The sequence below is a fragment of the Porphyrobacter sp. MBR-49 genome (genome assembly GCF_053628655.1).
In genome coordinates this window covers 41,110-63,194 of the sequence record NZ_JBRJGU010000011.1, presented here as the reverse complement: position 1 = coordinate 63,194, position 22,085 = coordinate 41,110, and the positions used below count along the sequence as shown (strand labels likewise).

Below are 22,085 nucleotides of genomic sequence, written 5' to 3'. Positions count from 1 at the left end.
AGAGTTTGTCATGGCCCGAAGCCTGAAACACGAAGTAGTCATCATCGGCGGAGGTTCAGCAGGAATTGCGACTGCATCGTCCATGCTGAAGCGGCGCCCGTCACTCAATATCGCAATCGTCGAGCCTAGCGAAGATCACTATTATCAGCCCGGGTGGACGATGGTCGGTGGCGGTGTCTTCGAAGCGTCAACGACCAAGCGCACCACAGCGAGCGTAATGCCGAAACAGGCGACCTGGTTGAAAACGGCCGCCGCGTCTTTCCAGCCCGAAAACAATCAGGTCACGCTCAGCGACGGCACGACGATCACCTACGGTATTTTGATTGTCGCTCCGGGCATCCGGCTCGCCTGGGAGAAGATCGACGGGCTGGAAGAGACACTCGGCAAGAACGGCGTCACATCCAATTATCGCTACGATCTGGCACCCTACACCTGGGAGCTTGTGCGCAACCTGAAATCGGGGCGTGCGATCTTCAGCCAACCGCAGATGCCTATCAAATGCGCAGGTGCACCGCAGAAGGCCATGTATCTGTCATGCGATGCTTGGATGGAGCGCGGCGTTCTCGGCAACATCGATGTCGAATTCCGCAACGCTGGCGGCGTCCTTTTCGGTGTGAAGGAATACGTCCCGGCGCTGATGGAATATGTCGAAAAATACGGGATCGATTTGCAGCTCAACCAGACACTCGTTGCGGTCGAGGGCTCCGGCAAGCAAGCCGTTTTCAAAACCGAGGCCGGTGAAGAGACGGTCGAGTTCGACATGCTCCATGCGGTTCCGCCGCAGGTAGCCCCGCAGTTCGTCGCCGACAGTCCTCTCGCGAATGCCGAAAGCGGCTTTGTCGACGTCGACAAGTTCACGCTACAGCATGTTCGCTATCCCAACGTGTTTGGTCTCGGCGATGCGGGATCTACGCCCAACGCCAAGACAATGGCGGCTGCGCGCAAACAGGCACCAATCGTCGCGGTCAATGCGCTCGCCCAGCTCGATGCAAAGCAGGCTGTGGCCGATTACGATGGCTACGGCTCCTGCCCGCTGACCGTGGAACGCGGAAAGATTGTGCTCGCCGAATTTGGTTATGATGGAAAACTTCTTCCGAGCTTCCCGAAGTGGGTAATCGACGGCACAAAGCCGCGGAAGCTCAGCTGGCTTCTGAAGTCAGAGGCGCTGCCGTGGATTTACTGGAACGGTATGCTGAAGGGCCATGAATGGATGGCCAAGCCGCACCTGAAGAAGGCTGCCTAATCGTGAGCGACAGCAATCCAGGGCCGATTGGCGAGCCGTCCGGTTTGCCTCGCAGGCAAAAGCCCGGGCTGTTGGCGCAATACCTCCCGATCCTCGAGTGGGGCCGGACCTACAACGGATCGGTCCTGACGAACGATCTCGTCGCGGCGATCATCGTAACAATTATGCTGATCCCGCAAAGCCTCGCTTATGCGCTGCTGGCGGGGTTGCCGCCGGTCGTGGGCCTTTACGCCTCGATCTTGCCGCTGGTCGCCTACGCGATCTTCGGCACCAGCCGGACGCTTGCGGTGGGGCCCGTGGCGGTTGTGTCGCTGATGACGGCGAGCGCTGCCGGAGCCGTAGCGGCGCAGGGGACTGAACTTTATCTCGAGGCGGCAATCACCCTTGCAGCCTTGTCCGGTGTGATGCTGGCCGTGCTCGGATTCCTGCGGATGGGCTTCTTGGCCAACCTCCTCTCGCACCCCGTCATCAGCGGCTTCATCACCGCCAGCGGCATCCTGATCGCGACGAGCCAGTTGAAGCACATTCTCGGCGTATCGGCAGGCGGCGACAACTGGCCCGAGATGCTCGGCGGGCTCGCGGCGGCAATCGACACGGTCAATCCGTGGACGCTCGCCATTGGGATTCCAGCGACGTTGTTCCTCTTCTGGGTCCGAAAGGGCTTGAAGCCGGCCTTGGTCGCGATGGGTCTATCTTCACGAGCCGCCGACATCGCGGCCAAGGCAGGTCCGGTCGTAGCAGTTGTTGCGACGATCCTTGCCGCCATCGGCCTCAATCTCGAGGATCGCGGTGTGAACCTCGTCGGTGCAATTCCGCAGGGTCTTCCGCCTTTCGCCCTGCCATCGACCGATCTGGGTCTAATCGGGCAACTGTGGGTCCCCGCGCTGCTCATTTCGATCATCGGCTTCGTCGAAAGCGTATCGGTTGCGCAGACGCTTGCGGCTAAACGCCGTCAACGGATTGCACCGAACCAGGAGCTTATCGGCCTTGGCGCATCGAACATCGCCAGTGCCTTTTCCGGGGGCTACCCCGTCACCGGCGGATTTGCGCGCTCGGTCGTCAACTTCGACGCCGGGGCCGAGACGCCCGCAGCCGGAGCTTACACCGCTGTCGGTATTGCGCTGGCGGGACTGTTCCTGACCCCGCTGCTCTACAGCCTGCCCATCGCCACATTGGCTGCAACGATCATCGTCGCGGTTCTCAGCCTCGTCGATCTCAAGACTCCCGGCCAGCTCTGGAACTACTCCAAGGCCGACTTCGCCGCGCACATGGCGACGATCGCTATCACGCTGCTTGCGGGCGTCGAGCTGGGTGTGATCGCGGGCGTTGGCGTCGGCCTCCTTCTCTATCTCTGGCGCGCCAGCCGCCCCCATGCCGCCATCGTCGGCCGCGTCCCCGAGACCGAGCACTTCCGTAATGTCGACCGCCACAAGGTCTTTACCGTGCCGCACGTCCTCTCGGTCCGGATCGACGAGAGCCTGACCTACCTCAATGCGCGATGGCTCGAGGAATACGTGTTGGAAGAGGTCGCCGACCGCCCAGAGGTGCGCCACGTCATCCTGATGTGCAGCGCGGTCAACGAAATCGACGCTTCCGGCCTAGAAAGCCTTGAGGCGATCAATCACCGCATGACCGACGCCGGGATCGGGCTGCATCTTTCCGAAGTGAAGGGCCCCGTCATGGACCGGCTGAAGCGGACCCACTTCGTTGACGAACTCAACGGGCAGGTCTTCCTGTCGCAGAACCGCGCATTCCGGGAATTGGCAACGAACGGCGGACCGCCAGCTGAACCAATCCCCGATGCTGCGAGAGGTATGATCTGATGCCCACCATTCCTGACAAAGATGCCCGTTGCAGGGAGATCGCAGCTTTGATCGCGTCGGGAAAAGGCGTTTGCGAGAGCTGCCGCGAAATCGGAATTTCCGAAAAGACCTACTATCGCTGGCGCAAGGCACGCGCCGAAAAGCAACACGGATAAAGACATGTTCGAACAGCTCGATGCCCTGCTGCTGGCCCGCATCCAGTTCGCCTTCACGGTAAGCTTTCACTTCATCTTCCCGGCCTTTTCCATCGGTCTCGCAAGCTATCTGGCAGTGCTCGAGGGTCTGTGGCTCAAGACAGGCAAGGCGATCTATCTCGATCTCTTCAAATATTGGCTGAAGATCTTCGCCATCGCCTTCGCAATGGGCGTCGTTTCGGGCATCGTGATGTCCTACCAGTTCGGCACGAATTGGTCGGTTTTCTCTGATATTGCGGGGCCGGTTATCGGCCCGCTGATGGCCTACGAGGTGCTGACCGCGTTCTTCCTCGAAGCTGGCTTCCTTGGCGTCATGCTCTTCGGCATGAACAAGGTCGGCAAGAAGCTGCACTTCGCCGCCACGCTCATGGTCGCTGTTGGCACCTTCATCAGCGCCTTCTGGATCCTGTCGGTTAACAGCTGGATGCAGACCCCCGTAGGATATGAAATCGGGGCGAACGGGCAATACCTGCCGGGTGAAAGCTGGTGGGACATCGTCTTCAACCCCAGCTTCCCCTATCGCCTGGTCCATACCGTCATCGCAGCTTACCTCACGACCGCCTTCGTGGTCGGCGGGGTCGGGGCCTGGCACCTTCTCAAGGACCGGACAAACCTGCACGCGCGCAAGATGTTCTCGATGGCGATGTGGATGGCGGCCATCGTTGCGCCGATCCAGATCTTCGCAGGCGACATGCACGGGCTCAACACCCTCGAACATCAGCCGCAGAAGGTCATGGCGATGGAAGGCCACTTCGAGAGCCATCCGGATGGTGCACCGCTGATCCTGTTCGGCATTCCGAACAGCGAGGAAAAGCGGGTCGACTACGCAATTGAGATACCCAAGGCATCTTCGCTGATCCTAAAGCATGATCTCGACGCGCCGCTCGCCGGTCTGGACACGATCCCGGACGACGAGGAACCGCCGGTCGGCATCGTTTTTTGGTCATTCCGGATCATGGTCGGGATCGGCTTTGCCATGCTCGGTATCGGAGCGTGGAGCCTGTTCGCTCGCTTCCGCAAGAGGCTCTACGAATGGCCCATGCTCCATCGCGCAGCCTTGGTCATGGCTCCCAGCGGTTTCGTGGCGGTCATCGCTGGCTGGATCACGACGGAGGTCGGCCGGCAACCGTATGTGATCTACAATCTCTTGCGCACGGCAGATGCTGCGAGTCCGCTGGATGCCCCCGCCGTCGCCGCGTCATTGCTTGCATTCGTCGTGGTCTATTTCGCAGTTTTCGGCGCGGGTGTCTGGTATATCCTGCACCTGATGCACAAGCCACCGCACGCAGGCGAACATGGCGTCAAGCGCGGGGACACCGGGCCGATCCGGACTGCTGGCATTACGCCTGGCCCATCCCAGAATCCGGGCGATCCCGACACACTTCCGCGCGATCACGAGGAGGCGACCGATGGACGTTAACTTGGACCTGACGACGATCTGGGCTTTCATCATCGCCTTCGCCGTCTTCGCCTATGTGGTGATGGACGGGTTCGACCTCGGCATCGGCATTCTTTTCCCTACCTTCGAGGTCGGGCCGGAGCGCGATCGTGCGATGAATTCGATAGCGCCGGTCTGGGATGGCAACGAGACTTGGCTGGTCTTGGGCGGCGGCGGATTGTTCGCAGCCTTCCCATTGGCTTACGCGGTGATCCTGCCCGCCACTTACCCGCTCATCATCGCCATGCTGTTGGGACTGGTGTTCCGCGGTGTCGCGTTCGAGTATCGCTGGCGCGACCCCGGGCACCGCCGATACTGGGACGCGGCCTTCACTGGCGGCTCGCTGGTCGCGGCGATGGCGCAGGGCATGACATTGGGTGCGCTTCTCCAGGGGATCGAGGTCGTGGATCGATCCTATGCGGGCAGCTGGTTCGACTGGCTCACGCCCTACACGCTGTTGACCGGCCTAGGCACAGTCGCCGGCTACGCTCTGCTTGGCGCGACCTGGCTGGTGTGGAAACTGGATGGGGAGAGTCAGCATCATGCCCGAAAGTTGGGCAAGCGGGCGGCATGGGCAACGTTGGTTTTGATGGGAGGCGTCAGCCTCTACAATGTGTTCCTGAACGCCGAATATGCCGAGCGCTGGTTGACTGCGCCGGAGATCTACTTCGCCGCGCCGGTCCCGATCCTCACAGCGGTGATTGCCGTCATGCTGCTGAGGGCTCTTTCAGTGGACCGGCACAGCAAGCCGTTCTGGCTGAGCCTTGCGCTGTTCTTCTTCGGCATGGCCGGTCTGGGCGTCACGATGTGGCCCTATGTCGTTCCACCGGGCCTCACGATATGGGACGCCGCCGCGCCCGAACGCAGCCAGATCTTCATGCTGGTTGGCGTCGCGATCACCATGCCGCTCATCATCGCATACACCGCTTGGGCTTACTGGGTGTTCCGCGGCAAGGTGGCGGATGAGGGATATCACTGATGGACGAGCCTCAGGATCGCCCACTTTGGCGGCGGCTCGGCTGGATGTTCGTGATCTGGCTCGCCAGCATAACCGTGCTGGGTCTCGTAGCCTCGGTCATCAGGTTCTGGCTGAAAGCGTAATTGACGTTATCAATGCTCAACACAGTTATAGGTATTGGTTAAGTTATGAGGTCATCATCTAAAGGAAAAGGTGTGCCTCTCCGGCCTCTCTACCCTTCTGTTTGGTTTATCACTTATCGCAATCGATAATTTGAATTGGGCAGCGTGCCTGGGTCTCTCTACAAAGGATGCATCGACACGGAACAAGGAAAATTGAAATGAGCCTTCACATCGGTGACACCGCCCCCGACTTTACCGTCGACACCCAGAATGGCGAAATCAGCCTGCACGATTGGGCTGGCGATAGCTGGGTATTCTTCTTCAGCCACCCGGCCGACTTCACCCCCGTCTGCACTACGGAGATGGGCCGCACTGCGCAGCTCGCCAGCGAGTTCGACAAGCGCAATGTAAAGCCACTCGGCCTCTCGACCGACACTGCCGAAGAACACGCCAAGTGGATCGAAGACGTGAACGACACCCAGAACACGAATCTCGTGTTCCCGATCGTCGCTGATGCCGATCTCAAGATCGCCAAGCTCTATGACATGATCCATCCGGATCAGAGCGAAACGGCGGCTGTGCGGTCGGTATTCATCATCGATCCGGACAAGAAGATTCGGCTCACCATGACCTATCCCATGAGCGTAGGACGGAACTTCGACGAGATCCTGCGCGCGATCGATGCGCTCCAGTTCAGCGACAAGCATGGCGTGGCCACTCCCGCCGATTGGCGCGAAGGCAAGGATGCGATCATTCCACCATCGGTTTCCGACGAGGATGCAAAAGCCCGCTTCCCGCAGGGCTTCACCACGCTGCGCCCCTATCTGCGCACGGTAAAAATCGATTGAGCGTGACGCGCCATCGAATCTTTTGAAAGCGGGATCGGTTCGCGCCGGTCCCGCTTTTTCCTTATGAAGGAGGCACCATGCTGCTCGAGAAAATTAAGACATCCGGACTGTCCCACCTATCCTACCTGATTGGTTCGGGCGGGAAGGCGGCCATCATCGATCCGCGCCGCGACTGCGAATGCTATGTCGAAATGGCGCGCGCCGAGGGGCTGGAGATCACTCATATCTTCGAAACCCATCGCAACGAGGATCTGGTTTCGGGGGCGCCCATCCTGAGAGATTTGACCGGCGCGCGCGTCCTGCACGGTCCCAATTCTGTGGGCACGGTCGAATATGCCGAGACGGCTCACCAAGGTGATGAGTTTGAGATCGGACAGCTGAAAATTCGGGTGCTGGAGACACCGGGGCACACGGACGATCATCTTGCTTTCGTTCTTCACGACACTGCCTATCCCGATGGGCCAGTTGGAGTGTTCACGGGAGACGCGCTGTTCGTTGGCGATGTCGGACGGACGGACTTCTATCCCGAACGCAAACGCGAGGTCGCAGGTCTTCTCTACGATTCCCTCCACAAGATTCTCGATCTTGGCGACCAGGTCATTCTATATCCTGCGCATGGAGCGGGTTCCGTCTGCGGGTCGGGAATGGCGGAACGCGAGTTCTCGACACTCGGCCATGAACGCGCGAACAATCCGCGCCTTCAATTCGAAAGCCGGGATGCGTTCATCGACTTTAAGGTGGAAGAGAACCACTACCAGCCGCCGTATTTCCGGTTGATGGAGCGCCTTAATCTGGAAGGCGGCGAAGCTGCGCCTCGTGTGATGCGACCCAAGCGCCTGTCGCTGTCCGAATTGGAAAAGCTTGACGTCGACCACTTGGTCGATGTGCGCGAGCCGCTCGCGTTTGCCTCAGGCCATCTTCGCGGTTCCATGAACCTGCCAGTCGGGATGATCTCGGCATTCGCCGGATGGTTCATCCGTGAAGGCGACAATGTCGCTCTTGTCGCTTCCGATGAAGACCAGCTCGAAGCTGCTATGACGCATCTCGTGCGGATCGCACTCGACAATATCGAAGGCGGTTATGTCGGCGTCGTGCCTGCCGCTGCCCAAGGCAAGGCGATGCGGACTATCCCGATGATCGGGACCGACGAAGTTGAACGGCGACTGGAGAGCGACGAACGTGACTGGACGCTGCTTGATGTGAGGGATGCGGACGAACGCGCGCAAAACGCGATCGAGGGTTCCGAGCATATCTACGTGGGTGAACTCAACGAGCAGTATCACGATCTCGATCTGTCACAGCATTACACCCTGATGTGTGCAAGCGGGATGCGGGCCACGGTTGCTGCAGGATGGCTTGCGAGCCGCGGCTTCGAAAAGCTGGATGTCTATCTCGGCTCCATGGGTGCATGGAAAGCGGCCCATGACTGAACCGAGCTAGGCGGAGTTCTGGAACGAGCGTTACGCAGCGGACGAGTATCTGTTCGGGACCGCGCCCAACGCTTTTCTGGCGCGCGAGGCGCACCGCCTGACTCCCGGATCGAAAGTCTTGGCTGTCGCCGATGGCGAGGGGCGCAACAGCGTATTTCTGGCCCAGCATGGCCATCGCGTCGTCGCTACCGACGTTTCAGAAAGGGCGCTCGACAAAGCGAGAGCTTGTGGATCGGCGTGCAAAAGGGACCCTGTTAGCGGGGTGATCGGCGTCTAAAAGGGACCCCTCATTCTGATGGTGTAGTTGACCGCCTGGTTTTCCAGGTGGTGAGATCGGGATGTTGGTGGTGGAGACGGTCGTTCGGATTAGGCGGGAACACGCGAGCGGGAAGGCGATCAAGGCGATTGCGCGCGATCTGCGGTTATCCCGCAAGGTGGTGCGCAAGGCGATCCGGGCACCAGAAGGCGCATTCGATTATCGCCGCACGGTTCAACCGCTGCCTCGGCTTGGGCCGTTCCAGGAGCGGCTCGATACGCTGCTGACGGAGAATGAGGCCCGGCACCGGCGCGATCGGCTGCGGATGACGCGGATCCATGATCTGCTGTGCCGTGAGGGGTTCGAGGGCTCCTATGATGCGGTCCGGCGCTATGCCCAGCGCTGGAGGGAAGCGCGTCGCAAGGATGCGTGCGACGGCGCGCCAGCCTTCATCCCGCTAATGTTCAAGCCTGGCGAGGCATACCAGTTTGACTGGAGCCACGAGGATGTGGAGATCGCGGGTAAGCCGATGCGAGTGAAGGTGGCGCATATGCGGCTGTGCGCGTCACGGGCAGTCTACGTCCGGGCCTATCCGCGCGAGACGCAGGAGATGGTGTTTGATGCCCATGCTCGCGGGTTTGCGTTCTTTGGCGGCGTTCCCCTGCGCGGCATCTACGATAACATGAAGACCGCGGTCACCGCCGTGTTCGCTGGCAAGGAGCGCGTGTTCAACCGCCGGTTCCTGGTTATGGCCGATCATTATATGGTGGAGCCGACCGCCTGCTCTCCGGCGGCGGGATGGGAGAAAGGGCAGGTCGAGAACCAGGTCCAGACCATCCGGGGACGCTTCTTCCAATGTCGCGCTGCTCCCCATGCTGGCGGGCAAGCCAAATGCTCTGGCCCGCAAGGAGGCGCACGACCTGCTGGAGGCGCTCGATGTCGCGCACCGCGCAGCGGCCATGCCTTCGCAGTTGTCGGGCGGCGAGCAGCAGCGGGTTTCCATTGCACGGGCATTGGTCAACCGACCGCCGGTAATACTCGCCGACGAGCCGACTGCGCCGCTCGACAGCGTTCGCGCACTGGCTGTGGTTGATCTGCTCAACACCATGGCCAAACAGTTCGAAACCGCGATCATTGTCGTTACACATGACGAGAAGATCATCCCGACCTTCCGCCGCCTCTACAATATCCGCGATGGCGTGACGATCGAGGAGCTGCAGCTCGAGGCTTCCCCCGCGCGCCGGACCTGATATCACAGGGACATGGTCGATCGTCGGCGAAGCAGCTTGCGCCCTTCACTGAACCACAGGACCGCACTACCCATGGCCAGGCAGATCAGCCAGTCATCCAACGCCAGCGGAACCGTGCCGAAAGCCGCATTCAGTGGCGAAAGATGGATTACCGCTACCTGCAGCAAGGCTGACAGGAGAACCGCAGCCCATAGCCAGCGGTTTGCGAACCAATGGGTAAATGCGCTGATCACGTCGGATCGTGCGCAGAACGCATTGAAGAGCTGCGCAAACACCAAAGTAGTGAAGCCGGCGGTGCGGGCGTGGTCTATATCATGGCTGCCCTCAACCAGACCGCCTGGCAGATAGATGTCGATTGTCCCAAGGGCGGCTAGCGCCATCACCAGCCCGAGACTCAACACATCGCGCCACATCCGCGCATCAATGGTGGGCGAGCTGCGCCGGCGGGGCGGGCGCTCCATCACGTCGCCGATCTCCGGGTCGACCCCCATGGCAAGGGCAGGCCCGGAATCGGTAATAAGGTTTATCCACAGGATCTGCGTCGCCAGCAATGGCAAGACCAGACCAGCACCATTGCTCGCATCGTCGAGGCCGATGACCCCTGCGCCGACAACGCCCAGGAATACCGTCAGCACTTCGCCCATGTTGGAGGAAAGAAGGTAGCGCAGGAACTTGCGTATATTGTCGAAGATGGCCCGGCCTTCGCGCACGGCCGCAACGATCGTGGCGAAATTGTCGTCGGCCAGGATCATCTTCGCGGCCTCTTTCGTCACTTCGGTGCCGGTCTGGCCCATCGCGATCCCGATGTCCGCAGACTTGAGTGCCGGGGCATCGTTCACCCCATCGCCGGTCATTGCGACGATCTCGCCATCTGTCTGCAAGGCATCGACGATCCGCAGCTTGTGAACCGGCGCAACCCGCGCATAGACTTGCGTCTCGCGAACCGCGCGGGCCAACTGCATGTCATCCAGCGCATCGAGGTCGGTCCCGGTCAGTACCCTTGCATCATTCGATGTTATTCCAAGTTGCGCCGCGATCCGGGCAGCAGTGCGGGGATGATCGCCGGTGATCATGACGACACGAATGCCCGCGCGCTGCGCCTCGGCGATCGCGATGGCGGCCTCTTCGCGCGGAGGATCGATGATGCCCACCGTGCCGACGAAGATCAGGTCGCGTTCAAGCGATCCATCCAGCTTTGCCTCTTCGCCGGGAACAAGCGGACGATAGGCAACCGCGAGCGTTCGAAGCGCGTCATTCGAAAGCCGCTCGACATCGGCGCGAGCTTTTGCCCGGACAATGTCGTCGAAGGGCCGGATGTCCATGCCGACGCGGATGCCCGTGCATCGATCCATCAGCACATCGGGGGCACCCTTTGCGATCAGCACGAGTTCGCCGCCGTGCTCCCGGTCGCGCTCGATCGTCGACATCATCTTGCGTTCAGACGTGAAGGGCAATTCGGCAGTGCGTTCGAACCGTGCCTGTCGTCGGGTGTCGGCGCCCAACTTCTTTTCGGCAACCAGGAAGGCCGCCTCGGTCGGATCGCCATCGATGGCCCAGGTCCCGTCGGCTAGCATGCGAAGACCGGCGTTGCCGGCAAGGCTGCCGCCGCTCAGCACGACGATATGCTCCGCCCTCAGCGCGTCATCGAGCGATGCACTGCCTTGCGCCTCGAAAGTGCCGTGCGGCGAGTAGCCCGTGCCCGTCACCCGGCTTTCGCCCGAAGCCGTGATGACGCGCTGGATGGTCATCTGCGAGCGGGTAAGCGTACCTGTCTTGTCGGAACAGATGACCGTCGCCGAACCCAGGGTTTCGACCGAGGAAAGCTTCTTCACCACGGCGTTGTGCGCCGCCATTCGCTGAACCCCGAGAGCTAGGACGAGCGACAAGATCGCCGGCAGTCCCTCCGGCACGGCGGCGACCGCAAGCGAGACGCCCAGGAGCAGGACAGTTGCGATGTCGTTCGGCGTCTCGACCGGTTGGACGATAATCAGCGTCGCCATGACAACTGCCGCGATGATCACCACGCTTGTGCCGAGGATCCGCCCCAGCCGAGCCACTTCGCGCTGTAGCGGCGTAGCCTCTTCGCGTGTCTCGTCGAGCATGGTGGCGATGCGGCCCATCTCGGTTCGCATACCGATGGCGGTGACGATTGCGCGGCCGGTGCCCTGTGCGACCGCGGTGCCTTTGAAGACCATCGAAGTCCGGTCGGCGAGGGCCGCCGGAGCGGGCAGGGTGGCCGCATCCTTTGCGACCGCTTCGCTTTCGCCGGTGAGCGATGCCTCCTGAACGCGCAGCGAGGCCGCCAGGATCAACCTCGCATCCGCACCGACTGCGTCGCCCTCCTCGAGCAGCAGCACGTCGCCAGGCACCAGTTCTCTAGCGGGTATCCGCTGCCTGCGACCGTCACGCATTACCGACGAGGTCACCGCTGTCATCTTCGCAAGTGCCGCTACCGCGCTTGCTGCCTTGCTCTCTTCGACGAAGCCCAAAACCGCGTTAAGCAGGATGACAATCGCGATGACCAAGGCGTCGACAGGCCACTCCCGCTCCCCCTCGATGAGCCAGATCGCAAGCGTCACCGCAATCGCTGCGAGGAGGAGGTAGACCAGCGGATCCCGGAACTGCGCAAGAATACGGCGCCACAGCGGCGGCCCCTTTACCGTCCGTAGTTCGTTGGAGCCAAAGCGGGCCAGTCGCTCGCTCGCATCATGCGCGGACAATCCCTTTGCAGGATCGACGCCCAGCGCGGAAGCGGCTTCCTCCGGCGATCCGGTGGATGGATCGTCGAGGTCGATCAACTCGGTCGGATCGGCCATGCGCTCTCTCGTCTCTGGTTACGCAAGCGCGCTAAGCCAGAATCGTGCTCGTCGCGATGAAGCGCTGGTGCCAAGACAGTGCCTCCTTGAGCAGCCTGGGCGATTGCTGGCCATAGGAATCCTTGCGTGCTCGCGCGAGATAGTCGGCCAACGCCGGCCGGTAGTCCGGATGGGCGCAGTTCGCGATGATGACCGGTGCGCGCTGCCTGGGACTCAAGCCGCGAAGGTCGGCAAGGTTTAGTCGGTTGTAGCAGGGAAGGTTGGTTGACCGAGACCACATTGGCAGCATTCAAGAATGCTTGCCACCGCCGCTGCCTCTCATCCATGCCTTCGGCATCCTCCGAGCATATGTGCGTGATTTCCAGCCCCTCCGCGCGCGCCAGTTCAAGGTAGCATTCGCAGTCGCGACGTGGATCGATCACCGCGGCCTTGCCGCCAGAGCCGATGAGGTAGGACAAGTGGGACAGACCGGGCGTCTTGATTTTTTCGAGCAGCATATTGTCTCCCTACATAGCAAAAAGCGGGACCGGCGCGAACCGATCCCGCTGTTAAAAAAATTCAAATGAGGTTCGCGCTCAATCGATTTTGACCGTGCGCAGGTACGGGCGCTGCCAAGTGGACAGCAACGCCGGTTGATCTCGTTTTCGGTTCCAATTCAGAGTTGCGGGCTGTCGCCGAGGTCTATGCTTCGGATGACGCAAAGCAGATGTTCGCGGATCATTTCGTGAGGGTCTGGACGAAAGTGATGGAGAGCGATCGCCGCTAAGCGATCGCTACCCGAGTCATCGGGCGACCGCTCGAGCCTGATCCCCGACTGCTCGCTTGCGGAATATCCGCGGGCGAGTGGTCGGGGGACTTTCACGCATTCGAAGTTGGACCCCGCATGGTGATCGGGGTAGGTCGCGACCATGTGTAAATTTCCAGGTCTCACCATTCTTTTGCTGTTCACAACGGCGTGCACGCCCGAGATGATACCCAAGGCAGGGGCACCAAACCCCGCCACGACTGCGGAAGGTGCCGGCTCAATCCGAGAATCTGCTGAGGCCAGGGGGCTGGCATTTGCGCAACAGCATTGTTCCGGTTGCCATGCTGTGAGCGCCGGACGACGATACTCCCCGAACGTTGATGCCCCGACCTTTGAATCTGTCGTCAACACGCCAGGCCTGACCGGCGCGACGATCAAGCCCTGGCTGCAGAAATCACACAATTTTCCCGATGTGATGAACTTTGCCATCGATCCCGACCAGATCGATAACCTTGCTGCCTACATGATATCATTGCAGCGAAGCGATTACGTACCACCGATCTGACATGGGATAGACCGCAGTGGTTACGGGCAGGAACCATGTCCAATTGGTTGCCGGCACGGTACTGCTATGCTCTGATCGGTATTGCCTCCCACAACGCTGAATTAGAGGGAGCAGGAGGCAAACACGCGATCCCGGTCAGGCGTTTTCGGTAAGAGCCTGGGCAATCTGGTCCTTGAGCGCGAGGCGCTGTTTGCGCAGTTCGGTTTCGCGATCCTGCGACACCGGCGCGATGTTGGTTTCCGCGCGATGGATCTCGTCGTTAACTGCGTCATAGTCCACCAGGAGCTTGGCGAACCGGGTGTTCGACACCTTCAGAGCGTGGATCTGGTCCATCTGGTCAGGAAATTCATCGCCCAGAGTGTGGGGGGTATTCGACATTCACATTCTCCAATCGCAATCACGGCCCAGTCTCAAATGCGGCTGGAAGATTCCCTCGCGCCGCGCCGGAACTGGCCGTTCTTTAACCCTAGGGATGGCGAGCACAACTGTCGACGTCGCTTGAAGGCCGGAAGAAATCCTGCAGGCCGGCATAAAACAACCAATCTTTGCCTGCCGGCTTTGCGCCGAAGGACTTCTCGTTGTCAGGCAGCGGCGGCACTTGCTACCAAAGGGCTGGAGACTTGAAAGGATTATTGTCCATGCCGAATGCCGACGCCGCCCGAGCACGCCTTTCGCAACAACTCACCGAACTCGCAGGCCGGCAGCAGCGCCTCGCTCAGGATCTGGCGGAACCCTTGAACCCCGACTCGTCCGAACAGGCGGTCGAGATGGAGGATGACGCCTCTCTCGAAGCGCAGGCCGCGCTGGTCGCGCGCGAAATCGCGTCGGTCAACCGCGCCTTGTTACGCATCGAAAATGGCACCTACGGCGAATGTGTTCGCTGCGGCGATGCCATCGCTCCCAAGCGTCTTGAGGCGCGCCCGGAAGCCGCACTCTGCATTTCCTGCGCAAGCAGCGAGCAATGATATCGTCCGATTGAAAGCGCATGATCGAAACCCCTGCTCAGCCGTGGCACGACGTTCTGGACTTCTGGTTTCCGGAAGGGCGCAGCAAGGATGTGGACGCAGAGACTCATCGCAAGCATTGGTTCTGGCGCATGCAGGGAGGCGCCGACGAGTCGATCGTCGCCCGGTTTCCAGAACTGACGACCCGTGGGGCGAAAGGCGGGCTCGATCACTGGGCAGGCGATCCGGAGGGACGACTTTCGCTCATTATCCTGCTGGATCAGTTTTCACGGTCACTCTGGCGGGGCACGACGCGGGCATTCGCGCAGGATGCCGCCGCCCTGAAACTGGCGCTGACGGGGTTGGCAACTGACCACTATGAAGCTCTCGATACGCCGTGGTTCAAGATCGCCTTCACCCAGCCACTCGGTCACTGCGAAGGCCACGACCACCTCGAGCGGATCGACCTTCTGATCCGCCTGCGGGTAGAAATTGCGTCAAGCGCCCCGGATCATTTGCAGCCGATTTATCGTTCCCTGGTGAAACAGGCAGAAGACGTGCGCCAGGTGATTGCTGCGTTTGGCCGCCACCCGCACCGCAATCAAATCCTCGATAGGCAATCGACGCCTGCGGAAAAGGCATACCTGCAAAAGGGGGATTTTCCGCACCTGCGCGCATTTCAACCAGAACGCCTGTGACGGCAGGCCCGCACTGTTCTCGACCCCGGCAACCCTCACGCCAAGCAAGTGGCATTTTGTCAGACAGGTCGAGAAATGACCTGTTATGGTCCCAGCATGGCCACGGCATGAGGGGAGACGTTCTTTGAGTACAGGCACGACAACAGCGCACATCGTCGAGACCGGTGAAAGTGCTTTTGCCGTCAGCATCGACGTGTCCGGCCATCACCTCATCGGCGATGAGCCCGTCGAACAGGGTGGCGGGGACCTGGGACCGGCGCCCTACGACCTGTTGCTGGCAGCACTGGGCGAATGCACGGCCATGACGGTGCGTTGGTATGCCCGTCAGCAGAACTGGCCGCTCGAACGCGTGGAAGTCACCCTTACGCATGCCAAGGGCACGGTCGAGGGGAAGTCGGCGAAGACGGACCATTTCGCCAAGACGATCCGTGTCATTGGCGAGGACCTGTCCGATGAGCAGCGGGAAAAGTTGATCTCGGTGGCGTCCCGCTGCCCGGTGCAGCGCACGCTGGAGGGCACGCCGGTGATCACTACGGTTGCGGCAAGCTGACGAAACCCGCACCCCGACAGGAGAAGGCAGGCGATGAGCTACTATATTTCCGCCAGGTTGAAGGTCCCCTTCGATGACGCCAGCGCGCGCAGAGGCTGCGCTGAAGACGGAGGGGTTCGGCGTGATCAGCTGGATCGATATCCAGCAGACCCTCAAATCCAAGATCGACGTCGACTTCCGCCCCTATACGATCCTTGGCGCCTGCAATCCGACATTGGCACACGAGGCGCTGCAGCTGGAAGACAAGGTCGGCCTGATGCTGCCCTGCAATGTCATCGTGCAGCAGTCAGGTTCGGACGAAGTTGAAGTCGCGGCAATTGACCCGGTGGCGTCGATGCAGGCGATCAGCAATCCTGAACTGGTCAAAGCCGCCAGCACGGTTCGGGAAAAGCTCGCGCGCGCGATCGACCGGCTGCGGCAATCTGAAATTTAGACCAGCGAAAATCAGCACAGGAGGAAGATGATGAGCGCATTGGAAAATCTGAAGCCGGAACTCGCCACGTTGCGCGATGAGGCCAAGGTGCAGGCCCATCTGGGCAGCATGGAAGCCCAGCAGGAATGGCAGGAAGCCGAAACCAAATGGAACCATTTCGTGGCCGAAGCGCGCCTTCATGACAGCGGGCAGAACATCAAGTCGGCGATCGAGGTGCTGGCCGAGGAACTGCGCGCCTCCTATGAGCGATTGAAGAGCGCGCTCTGAGCTCCAATTCAAGGTCTACACAGATCCATGCCAAGTTGGCCCTATTGGCACCCTTAAATCCGACAGGCCCGATGGAGACCCAAGATTGATGACCTCACGAATTGCCCATCCATTGCTCCAGTCCCGGGTGATGGACGCCGAGGCGGCCGCGGCGCTGATCGCGCCGGGCACGACCGTGGGAATGAGCGGTTTTACCGGCGCGGGCTATCCCAAGGCGGTGCCGCAGGCGCTGGCGCGGCGGATCGAGGCGGCACACGCGGCCGGCGATCCGTTCGCGATCAGCGTGTGGACCGGCGCCTCGACCGGGCCTGAACTGGACGGCGCACTCGCCAAGGCCAAGGGCATCGATTTTCGTTTGCCCTACAATTCCGATCCGATTGCTCGCGAGCAGATCAATCGCGGCGAGATGAACTATTTCGACATGCATCTGAGCCAGGTGGCGCCAATGGCCTGGCAGGGATTCTTCGGTCCGCTGGACACGGCGCTTGTCGAAGTGACGGCGATCCTGCCTGATGGCTCGCTGGTCCCCGCCTCGTCGGTAGGGAACAACAAGACCTGGCTGGACCGGGCGGGGCAGGTCATCCTCGAGGTCAATCGCTGGCAGAACCCGGCGCTGGAGGGGATGCACGACATCTATTACGGTACGGCCCTGCCGCCGCACCGCATGCCGATCCCTCTGGTTCGCGCCGATGACCGGATCGGCCAGCCCACCTTCCGCTGCGATCCGGCCAGGGTTGTCGCTATTGTCGAAACCGACACGCCCGATCGCAACCTGCCGTTCAAGCCAGCCGACGATTGCGCCCAGCGGATCGCTGGCCACCTGATGGAATTCTTCGCGCATGAAGTCGCGCAGGGGCGGCTGCCGGAAAATCTGCTACCGCTACAATCGGGCGTCGGCAATATCGCCAACGCCGTGCTGACCGGCCTGATCGACAGTCCGTTCGAGAACATGACCGCCTATACAGAGGTCTTACAGGACGGAATGCTGGACCTGCTCACCTCGGGTAAGCTGCGCATGGCATCCTCGACGGCATTCTCGCTGAGCCCCGAGGCGGCGCATGCGCTGAATGCCGACATGGACCGCTACCGCGAGCGGATTATCCTGCGCCCCCAGGAAATCAGCAATCACCCCGAACTGATCCGCCGTCTGGGCTGCATCGCGATGAACGGGATGATCGAGGCGGACATCTACGGCAACGTCAATTCCACCCACGTCATGGGCTCGGCGATCCAGAACGGCATCGGCGGTTCGGGCGACTTTGCCCGCAATGCCTATATCTCGATCTTCATGGCTCCTTCGACGGCCAAGGGAGGGGCGATATCGACGATCGTGCCGCAGGTCAGCCACGTCGATCACATCAACCAGGACGTGCAGGTGATCGTGACCGAACAGGGGCTTGCCGATCTGCGCGGACTGGCGCCCAGGCAGCGCGCCTGCCTGATCATCGAGACCTGTGTCCACCCGCGCTATCGCGACAGGCTGGCCGACTATTACGAGCGCGCACTGCGCGATTCCTTCGGCAAGCATTCCCCTTCGTTGCTAAGCGAGGCGCTGGCTTGGCATCAGAACTTTATCGCCACCGGCCACATGTGATTGCAGGGCATCAGTCTGTGACCGCAAGCCGAAATGCGCTACCGGCGGGGTTTCGAACGCCTGAAACCAGGCTCGTGCGGGCTATCATCCTGACCAGTGGGCGTCTCATTCAGGATGACAATGCAACCGTTGATCCATGGCAGGATCAGGTTTGGGTCCTCAAGGACATCGACGTGCGGTTCCACACGGTCGGTGCTGTGCTGCTCGGCGTGCCGATTTATGTGCGCGCGCTGATGGAACACGTCGAACGCTACGGTGCGCATCTGAACTTTCGATCCAAACTGGTCGCGATCGACGGTGAGGCAAGGCTCGCGACGTTCGAACAGAAACGCGGCGACGAGTTCTCGCACGACGAAGAGCGATCCGACATAATCCATGACGTGCCGCCCCAAACCGCGCCAGGTTTCGTGCGATCCAGTCCTTTGGCGGCTCTATCCATTCAGGTGCTCCGCGAATTGTCCGATGAGAGACTGTAGGCTTTTCGCCGATTCGTCGTGCAATCGTAACGGTTCATCGCATCGCTTCTGCGGGGGTATCGGTGGGGGTATTTTTCTCGAAAAGTAAAAAATGATATATCTATATCAACATTATAAGAGAAATTTATGCGTCCCTCCTCCGCTACCAAGTTTTTCTTTTAAAATCAACGGCTTAGATCAAAACGCGGTGATTATTTGTCTCGTGTGTTACGCATTTTTTCTATGATATCGAAATCATATGGCTGAAAATAATTGCATCCAGGATTATAAAAATTCTTGAATGCGCTTTTTTGTTTTCCATTTTCCCACCCGTCCAGCGGTTTATACTGTTTTGATACAAGTACAACATATCGATTTTGTTCATTGTACAAATCTGCACAGCGGGTGTCATATTGAAAGCTTACGTTCAAATGATCTGTTGATTCTCCTTCAAGCGAGCCTGAGACAAGAGAAACATCTTTAAAGACAATTGCTGTATTTTTCCTATCCTCAGGTTTAATGATCTTGTCAACAGTGCCTACAAAGACTGTATATTTTTTCGTGTCACTCCATCCTTCCCAACGCCCCTTGGCATCTTGGATGTGTTTGACAAAATATTGGGGTGGATATTGTGTACGCGATCTCTCCGAAGCACGTATGACTTTGTTCTTTTCATCATATCCGGCAAAAATAATGAGCACTTCATCTTTATGTGCACCAAGGTAGTATTCCCCCGTCGACATCACGTGCTCAATCAGAACATGTTTCTTGCCTTCTAGCCTGTTCTTTGGATCTTTGAATATTTCAAGAACTTCAACGTCGTATGGATGCTTCTCGCTCATAATTCGCCCTAAAAAGATTAAGCTTGAATGTTCATAGGCCCATTCTAGGCCGTAGACTCATTAGTTGCGATCCATAACCGTGCTGAGAAGAGCTTAATGGCAGCGAGGAAGTTATCGGCGCGTTTGTCGTAGCGTGTCGCCAAGCCTCTGGTGTGTTTGAGTTTTCCGAAGAAGCGCTCGATCAGGTTGCGATAGCGGTAGAGGAAGGCGCTGAAGGCGAAGCCCTTTCGTCGATTACGCTTTGCCGGGATGTTGGCGAAGCCGCCGTTGCTTTCGATCCGTGCGCGGATAGCCTTGCGGCAATCGCTGGCTTGTCCTTCCGACAGATGCAGGCCGACCGGTAAACCCCGGCCATCAACCAGCGCATGGATCTTGGTAGTCAGGCCGCCCCGGGAACGTCCCATGCAGCGATTGGGGCCCCCTTTTTAGGGTCGCACCATGCTGGTGGACCCGGATCGAGGAACTGTCGATCATGACCAGTTCGCCATCGAAAGCGGCGCTGACGGAGGACAGAAGCCGGTCCCATACGCCAGCTTTGCGCCAACGCACGAAACGGTTGTAGCACGTCGTGTATGGCCCATAGCGCTCCGGGATATCCGCCCAGGGGCTGCCTGTGCGAAACCGCCACAATATCCCATTGATCACCCGACGATCATCAACACGCGGAACACCGCGCACCTTGTTCGGCAACAACGGCTCGATCACCGACCACTCGAAATCCGTAAGCTCAAATCTGCGACGGCTCATCCAAGGCTCCTTCAAATGCCTTGAATCAATCCAATCTACATCTCGCAAGCCAGTTTATGAGTTTACCACCTAGCCCGCAAAGCCCTTGGAAGACCAGCAGCATATATTTGTGGAGACGGGGTATCGAGCTCAAATGCGCGCAAGTCGCCGCAATCCCAAAGCCAGGATAAAGAGAAAGACGCCCCGGATCAGAAAGCTGATTCCGACGCAAAAGGCGAGGAAGATCAGGCCAGTCGCAGGGCCGCTGAACAGAATCAGTCCGCCCAGCACAAGATCCAAAATGCCGAGCAGCAGCCGCCAGCCCCAGTCATGCTCGCTCCGGAATGCACTGATGGCCTCAAGGATTCCGCTGATGAGCAGCCAGGCGCCTATCAGCATCACCAGTGAGAGAGCGCCGGCAAACGGGTTGAAGATTGTGACTGCCCCGGCCAGAAGGCCCATAATGCCCAAAATGAGTTCGATCCAGCGCGCGCGGCCGGACAAATACGATAGGCTGGCAAATGTTGCGAAAGCGCCGTAAACAATCAGCAGTGTGCCGATCAGAAAACCGGTCGCCACGCCAGTGGCGAGCGGATTGGAAAGGGCCAGAAGCCCGACCAGAATGACAACTATGCCATAAGCTAGAACCCAGCCCCAGCCTGTCGTGGGACGAACGGCGCCGTTGTCATTCTCGGTCATGCAATCGGTCCTATCTGTCTGCCTATCCAACGCATGTATCTATCGCTTTGGGCAAGCAGGTGCAATGAGGTGGATTGGTCCTTATTAGTCTGCCGATGCGAGATTGTCTTGCCGTGCTTGTCAATGAGGCTTGCCTATTCTAGCCTGCAATGGAACGGGAAACAGACGAAATTGCATGGGGACTTGGCTGAGCGTTCGGTTGATGGCGGGCATTCAGGAAGCGAATGTAACCTTCCAACCCCCGAGGCGTTGTTCGCGTCATTTGTCGTGGACGCCGACGCTGCGACTTTCGCGGTGATCCGGTTCGCACTACAAAACACGCAGATCGCGGCGATTGACTGCCGAAACTCCGGGGGCTTTGCTGCGGTGATGCAGTTTGCGATGGTGGATGGGGTTCTGGTGGCGGATACGGTGCGACGATGACCGCAGGCCCACGACCAAGTACATGCGGTAGAGACGCGGGTACCGGATCAGGTCAGTACCCGGTAGTCTCAGCGCGAATTATACCGACAATCCCGATCGCCATTTCGAAGCAGTCGATCGGGCGCAGGTAAAACTCGAGGGAAGCCATGTTCAGCGTATTACGCCTTATCTGTGGACTAGCATCTTGCGCTATTAAGTCCCCCGGGCCGCCAACTGAACACGCTATAGTCGGTCTGCGGATGAACCGTATGTGGCTCAAGGTTTTCGCTATCGCGGTCGTGATGGCGGGGTCCGGGCATGTGGCAGCCACGGCCCAGGAATCGTCATTCGATGTGTGGAGAAATCCAAAGAACAGCGTACATATCCGTGCAGAACGTTGTGGGGACCGAATGTGCGGCGTTGTTGTCTGGGCCAGTGAGAAGGCGAAAGCAGATGCACGCAAAGGCAGTCAGAATCCGCTGGTGGGATCGCAGTTGTTTCGTGATTTTGTAGAGGAGCGGCCAGGTGTCTGGCGCGGCCAAGTCTTTGTACCGGACATTGGCCGGACTTTTACCGGTACTATTCGTGTCGTCGATGCCAACCGGTTGGAAGCCAAGGGATGCCTGCTCGGCAAGTTGGGCTGTCGGTCCCAGCAGTGGTACCGGGTTGCCGAATCTCACTCTTCGCGCTGACGTGCCCTGGCCACCCGTCTCACCTGCAGGTCGCTTCCGAGATAATGGGATTTTAATTCGAGGACGACTTCGGCATCCAGAGGGCTAAATCACGT

At 59.6% G+C, this 22,085-nt stretch carries 25 protein-coding genes and 4 pseudogenes; 23 read left to right on the top strand and 6 right to left on the bottom strand.

The window, feature by feature from the left end:
- The first annotated feature begins 10 nt into the window (after window positions 1–10).
- The 11 genes and pseudogenes from ACSSV3_RS13900 to ACSSV3_RS13850 all read left to right on the top strand — a co-directional run bounded on the left by ACSSV3_RS13900 (window position 11) and on the right by ACSSV3_RS13850 (window position 9,562).
- Window positions 11–1,243, top strand: coding sequence for an NAD(P)/FAD-dependent oxidoreductase (locus ACSSV3_RS13900; RefSeq protein ID WP_119083562.1), 1,233 nt, complete (start codon window positions 11–13; stop codon window positions 1,241–1,243).
- Window positions 1,207–3,066: a sulfate permease gene (locus ACSSV3_RS13895; RefSeq protein ID WP_119083561.1), complete on the top strand. Its 1,860-nt coding sequence runs from the start codon at window positions 1,207–1,209 to the stop codon at window positions 3,064–3,066. The genes ACSSV3_RS13900 and ACSSV3_RS13895 overlap by 37 nt, the downstream gene beginning before the upstream one ends.
- Complete coding sequence (locus tag ACSSV3_RS13890) at window positions 3,066–3,221, top strand: helix-turn-helix domain-containing protein (protein ID WP_119083560.1); 156 nt, start codon at window positions 3,066–3,068, stop codon at window positions 3,219–3,221. The genes ACSSV3_RS13895 and ACSSV3_RS13890 overlap by 1 nt, the downstream gene beginning before the upstream one ends.
- 4 nt (window positions 3,222–3,225) lie before the next feature.
- The gene (locus ACSSV3_RS13885) at window positions 3,226–4,680 is read left to right on the top strand and encodes a cytochrome ubiquinol oxidase subunit I (RefSeq protein ID WP_170004121.1); all 1,455 of its coding nucleotides are present in this window, start codon (window positions 3,226–3,228) and stop codon (window positions 4,678–4,680) included.
- The gene (gene cydB, locus ACSSV3_RS13880) at window positions 4,670–5,677 is read left to right on the top strand and encodes a cytochrome d ubiquinol oxidase subunit II (protein WP_119083558.1); all 1,008 of its coding nucleotides are present in this window, start codon (window positions 4,670–4,672) and stop codon (window positions 5,675–5,677) included. Before ACSSV3_RS13885 ends, cydB begins: the two co-directional genes overlap by 11 nt.
- Window positions 5,677–5,799, top strand: coding sequence for a DUF2474 domain-containing protein (locus ACSSV3_RS13875; protein WP_354326740.1), 123 nt, complete (start codon window positions 5,677–5,679; stop codon window positions 5,797–5,799). Before cydB ends, ACSSV3_RS13875 begins: the two co-directional genes overlap by 1 nt.
- Before the next feature lie 197 nt (window positions 5,800–5,996).
- Window positions 5,997–6,626, top strand: a complete 630-nt coding sequence (locus tag ACSSV3_RS13870) for a peroxiredoxin (RefSeq protein WP_119083556.1) — start codon at window positions 5,997–5,999, stop codon at window positions 6,624–6,626.
- A gap of 77 nt (window positions 6,627–6,703) precedes the next feature.
- Complete coding sequence (locus ACSSV3_RS13865) at window positions 6,704–8,056, top strand: MBL fold metallo-hydrolase (RefSeq protein WP_119083555.1); 1,353 nt, start codon at window positions 6,704–6,706, stop codon at window positions 8,054–8,056.
- 338 nt (window positions 8,057–8,394) lie between these two features.
- Window positions 8,395–9,174 (top strand): annotated as a pseudogene (istA, locus tag ACSSV3_RS13860) (IS21 family transposase); the annotation flags it as partial.
- Between the two features lie 10 nt (window positions 9,175–9,184).
- Window positions 9,185–9,310 (top strand): annotated as a pseudogene (locus tag ACSSV3_RS13855) (ABC transporter ATP-binding protein); the annotation flags it as partial.
- Between the two features lie 108 nt (window positions 9,311–9,418).
- Complete coding sequence (locus tag ACSSV3_RS13850) at window positions 9,419–9,562, top strand: hypothetical protein (RefSeq protein ID WP_230281965.1); 144 nt, start codon at window positions 9,419–9,421, stop codon at window positions 9,560–9,562.
- Window positions 9,563–9,564: 2 nt separating this feature from the next.
- On the opposite strand, the gene ACSSV3_RS13845 is transcribed toward ACSSV3_RS13850, so the two are convergent.
- Entirely contained in the window at window positions 9,565–12,378 is a 2,814-nt protein-coding gene (locus ACSSV3_RS13845) for a cation-translocating P-type ATPase (protein WP_119083553.1), read from the bottom strand.
- Between the two features lie 31 nt (window positions 12,379–12,409).
- Window positions 12,410–12,613, bottom strand: a pseudogene (locus tag ACSSV3_RS13840) (acetyl-CoA hydrolase/transferase C-terminal domain-containing protein); the annotation flags it as partial.
- A 64-nt stretch (window positions 12,614–12,677) separates the two neighbouring features.
- On the opposite strand from ACSSV3_RS13840, the gene ACSSV3_RS13835 reads away from it, so the two are divergent.
- From ACSSV3_RS13835 to ACSSV3_RS13825, 3 genes and pseudogenes are all read left to right on the top strand, one after another.
- Window positions 12,678–12,944: a hypothetical protein gene (locus ACSSV3_RS13835; RefSeq protein ID WP_172593098.1), complete on the top strand. Its 267-nt coding sequence runs from the start codon at window positions 12,678–12,680 to the stop codon at window positions 12,942–12,944.
- A 35-nt stretch (window positions 12,945–12,979) separates the two neighbouring features.
- A pseudogene (locus ACSSV3_RS13830) lies at window positions 12,980–13,144 on the top strand (peroxidase family protein); the annotation flags it as partial.
- A 142-nt stretch (window positions 13,145–13,286) separates the two neighbouring features.
- A complete protein-coding gene (locus tag ACSSV3_RS13825; protein ID WP_172593097.1) occupies window positions 13,287–13,688 on the top strand; it encodes a cytochrome c family protein in 402 nt (133 codons plus the stop codon).
- 135 nt (window positions 13,689–13,823) lie between these two features.
- Here ACSSV3_RS13825 and ACSSV3_RS13820 read toward each other — a convergent pair whose 3' ends face one another.
- Window positions 13,824–14,066, bottom strand: a complete 243-nt coding sequence (locus ACSSV3_RS13820) for a YdcH family protein (RefSeq protein WP_088473117.1) — start codon at window positions 14,064–14,066, stop codon at window positions 13,824–13,826.
- A 260-nt stretch (window positions 14,067–14,326) separates the two neighbouring features.
- On the opposite strand from ACSSV3_RS13820, the gene ACSSV3_RS13815 reads away from it, so the two are divergent.
- From ACSSV3_RS13815 to ACSSV3_RS13785, 7 genes are all read left to right on the top strand, one after another.
- On the top strand, window positions 14,327–14,653 hold the full coding sequence (locus tag ACSSV3_RS13815) for a TraR/DksA family transcriptional regulator (protein ID WP_119083551.1): 327 nt from the start codon (window positions 14,327–14,329) through the stop codon (window positions 14,651–14,653).
- Between the two features lie 20 nt (window positions 14,654–14,673).
- A complete protein-coding gene (locus ACSSV3_RS13810) occupies window positions 14,674–15,330 on the top strand; it encodes a DUF924 family protein (protein WP_119083550.1) in 657 nt (218 codons plus the stop codon).
- A gap of 124 nt (window positions 15,331–15,454) precedes the next feature.
- Window positions 15,455–15,880, top strand: coding sequence for an OsmC family protein (locus ACSSV3_RS13805; protein WP_119083549.1), 426 nt, complete (start codon window positions 15,455–15,457; stop codon window positions 15,878–15,880).
- A gap of 121 nt (window positions 15,881–16,001) precedes the next feature.
- Entirely contained in the window at window positions 16,002–16,313 is a 312-nt protein-coding gene (locus tag ACSSV3_RS13800; protein WP_231958709.1) for a DUF302 domain-containing protein, read from the top strand.
- A gap of 27 nt (window positions 16,314–16,340) precedes the next feature.
- The gene (locus ACSSV3_RS13795; RefSeq protein WP_230281466.1) at window positions 16,341–16,580 is read left to right on the top strand and encodes a hypothetical protein; all 240 of its coding nucleotides are present in this window, start codon (window positions 16,341–16,343) and stop codon (window positions 16,578–16,580) included.
- Window positions 16,581–16,668: 88 nt separating this feature from the next.
- Window positions 16,669–18,174, top strand: a complete 1,506-nt coding sequence (locus ACSSV3_RS13790; RefSeq protein WP_119083547.1) for an acetyl-CoA hydrolase/transferase family protein — start codon at window positions 16,669–16,671, stop codon at window positions 18,172–18,174.
- On the top strand, window positions 18,138–18,650 hold the full coding sequence (locus ACSSV3_RS13785; RefSeq protein WP_230281964.1) for a hypothetical protein: 513 nt from the start codon (window positions 18,138–18,140) through the stop codon (window positions 18,648–18,650). Before ACSSV3_RS13790 ends, ACSSV3_RS13785 begins: the two co-directional genes overlap by 37 nt.
- A 191-nt stretch (window positions 18,651–18,841) precedes the next feature.
- Here the strand turns inward: ACSSV3_RS13785 and ACSSV3_RS13780 are convergent, their stop codons facing one another.
- From ACSSV3_RS13780 to ACSSV3_RS13770, 3 genes are all read right to left on the bottom strand, one after another.
- Window positions 18,842–19,471 (bottom strand): hypothetical protein, encoded by a 630-nt coding sequence (locus tag ACSSV3_RS13780; RefSeq protein ID WP_354326743.1) that lies wholly within the window; start codon window positions 19,469–19,471, stop codon window positions 18,842–18,844.
- Between the two features lie 44 nt (window positions 19,472–19,515).
- A protein-coding gene (locus ACSSV3_RS13775; protein WP_354326744.1) for an IS5 family transposase occupies window positions 19,516–20,218 on the bottom strand; the annotation gives its coding sequence in 2 pieces (ribosomal slippage) (window positions 19,516–19,885 and window positions 19,884–20,218; 705 coding nt in all).
- A gap of 129 nt (window positions 20,219–20,347) precedes the next feature.
- The gene (locus ACSSV3_RS13770; protein ID WP_046902788.1) at window positions 20,348–20,896 is read right to left on the bottom strand and encodes an HdeD family acid-resistance protein; all 549 of its coding nucleotides are present in this window, start codon (window positions 20,894–20,896) and stop codon (window positions 20,348–20,350) included.
- Between the two features lie 267 nt (window positions 20,897–21,163).
- Here ACSSV3_RS13770 and ACSSV3_RS13765 point away from each other — a divergent pair, with 267 nt between their 5' ends.
- Window positions 21,164–21,319, top strand: coding sequence for a hypothetical protein (locus ACSSV3_RS13765; RefSeq protein ID WP_354326748.1), 156 nt, complete (start codon window positions 21,164–21,166; stop codon window positions 21,317–21,319).
- 248 nt (window positions 21,320–21,567) lie between these two features.
- Complete coding sequence (locus tag ACSSV3_RS13760; RefSeq protein ID WP_235980313.1) at window positions 21,568–21,990, top strand: DUF2147 domain-containing protein; 423 nt, start codon at window positions 21,568–21,570, stop codon at window positions 21,988–21,990.
- Window positions 21,991–22,085 lie beyond the last annotated feature (95 nt).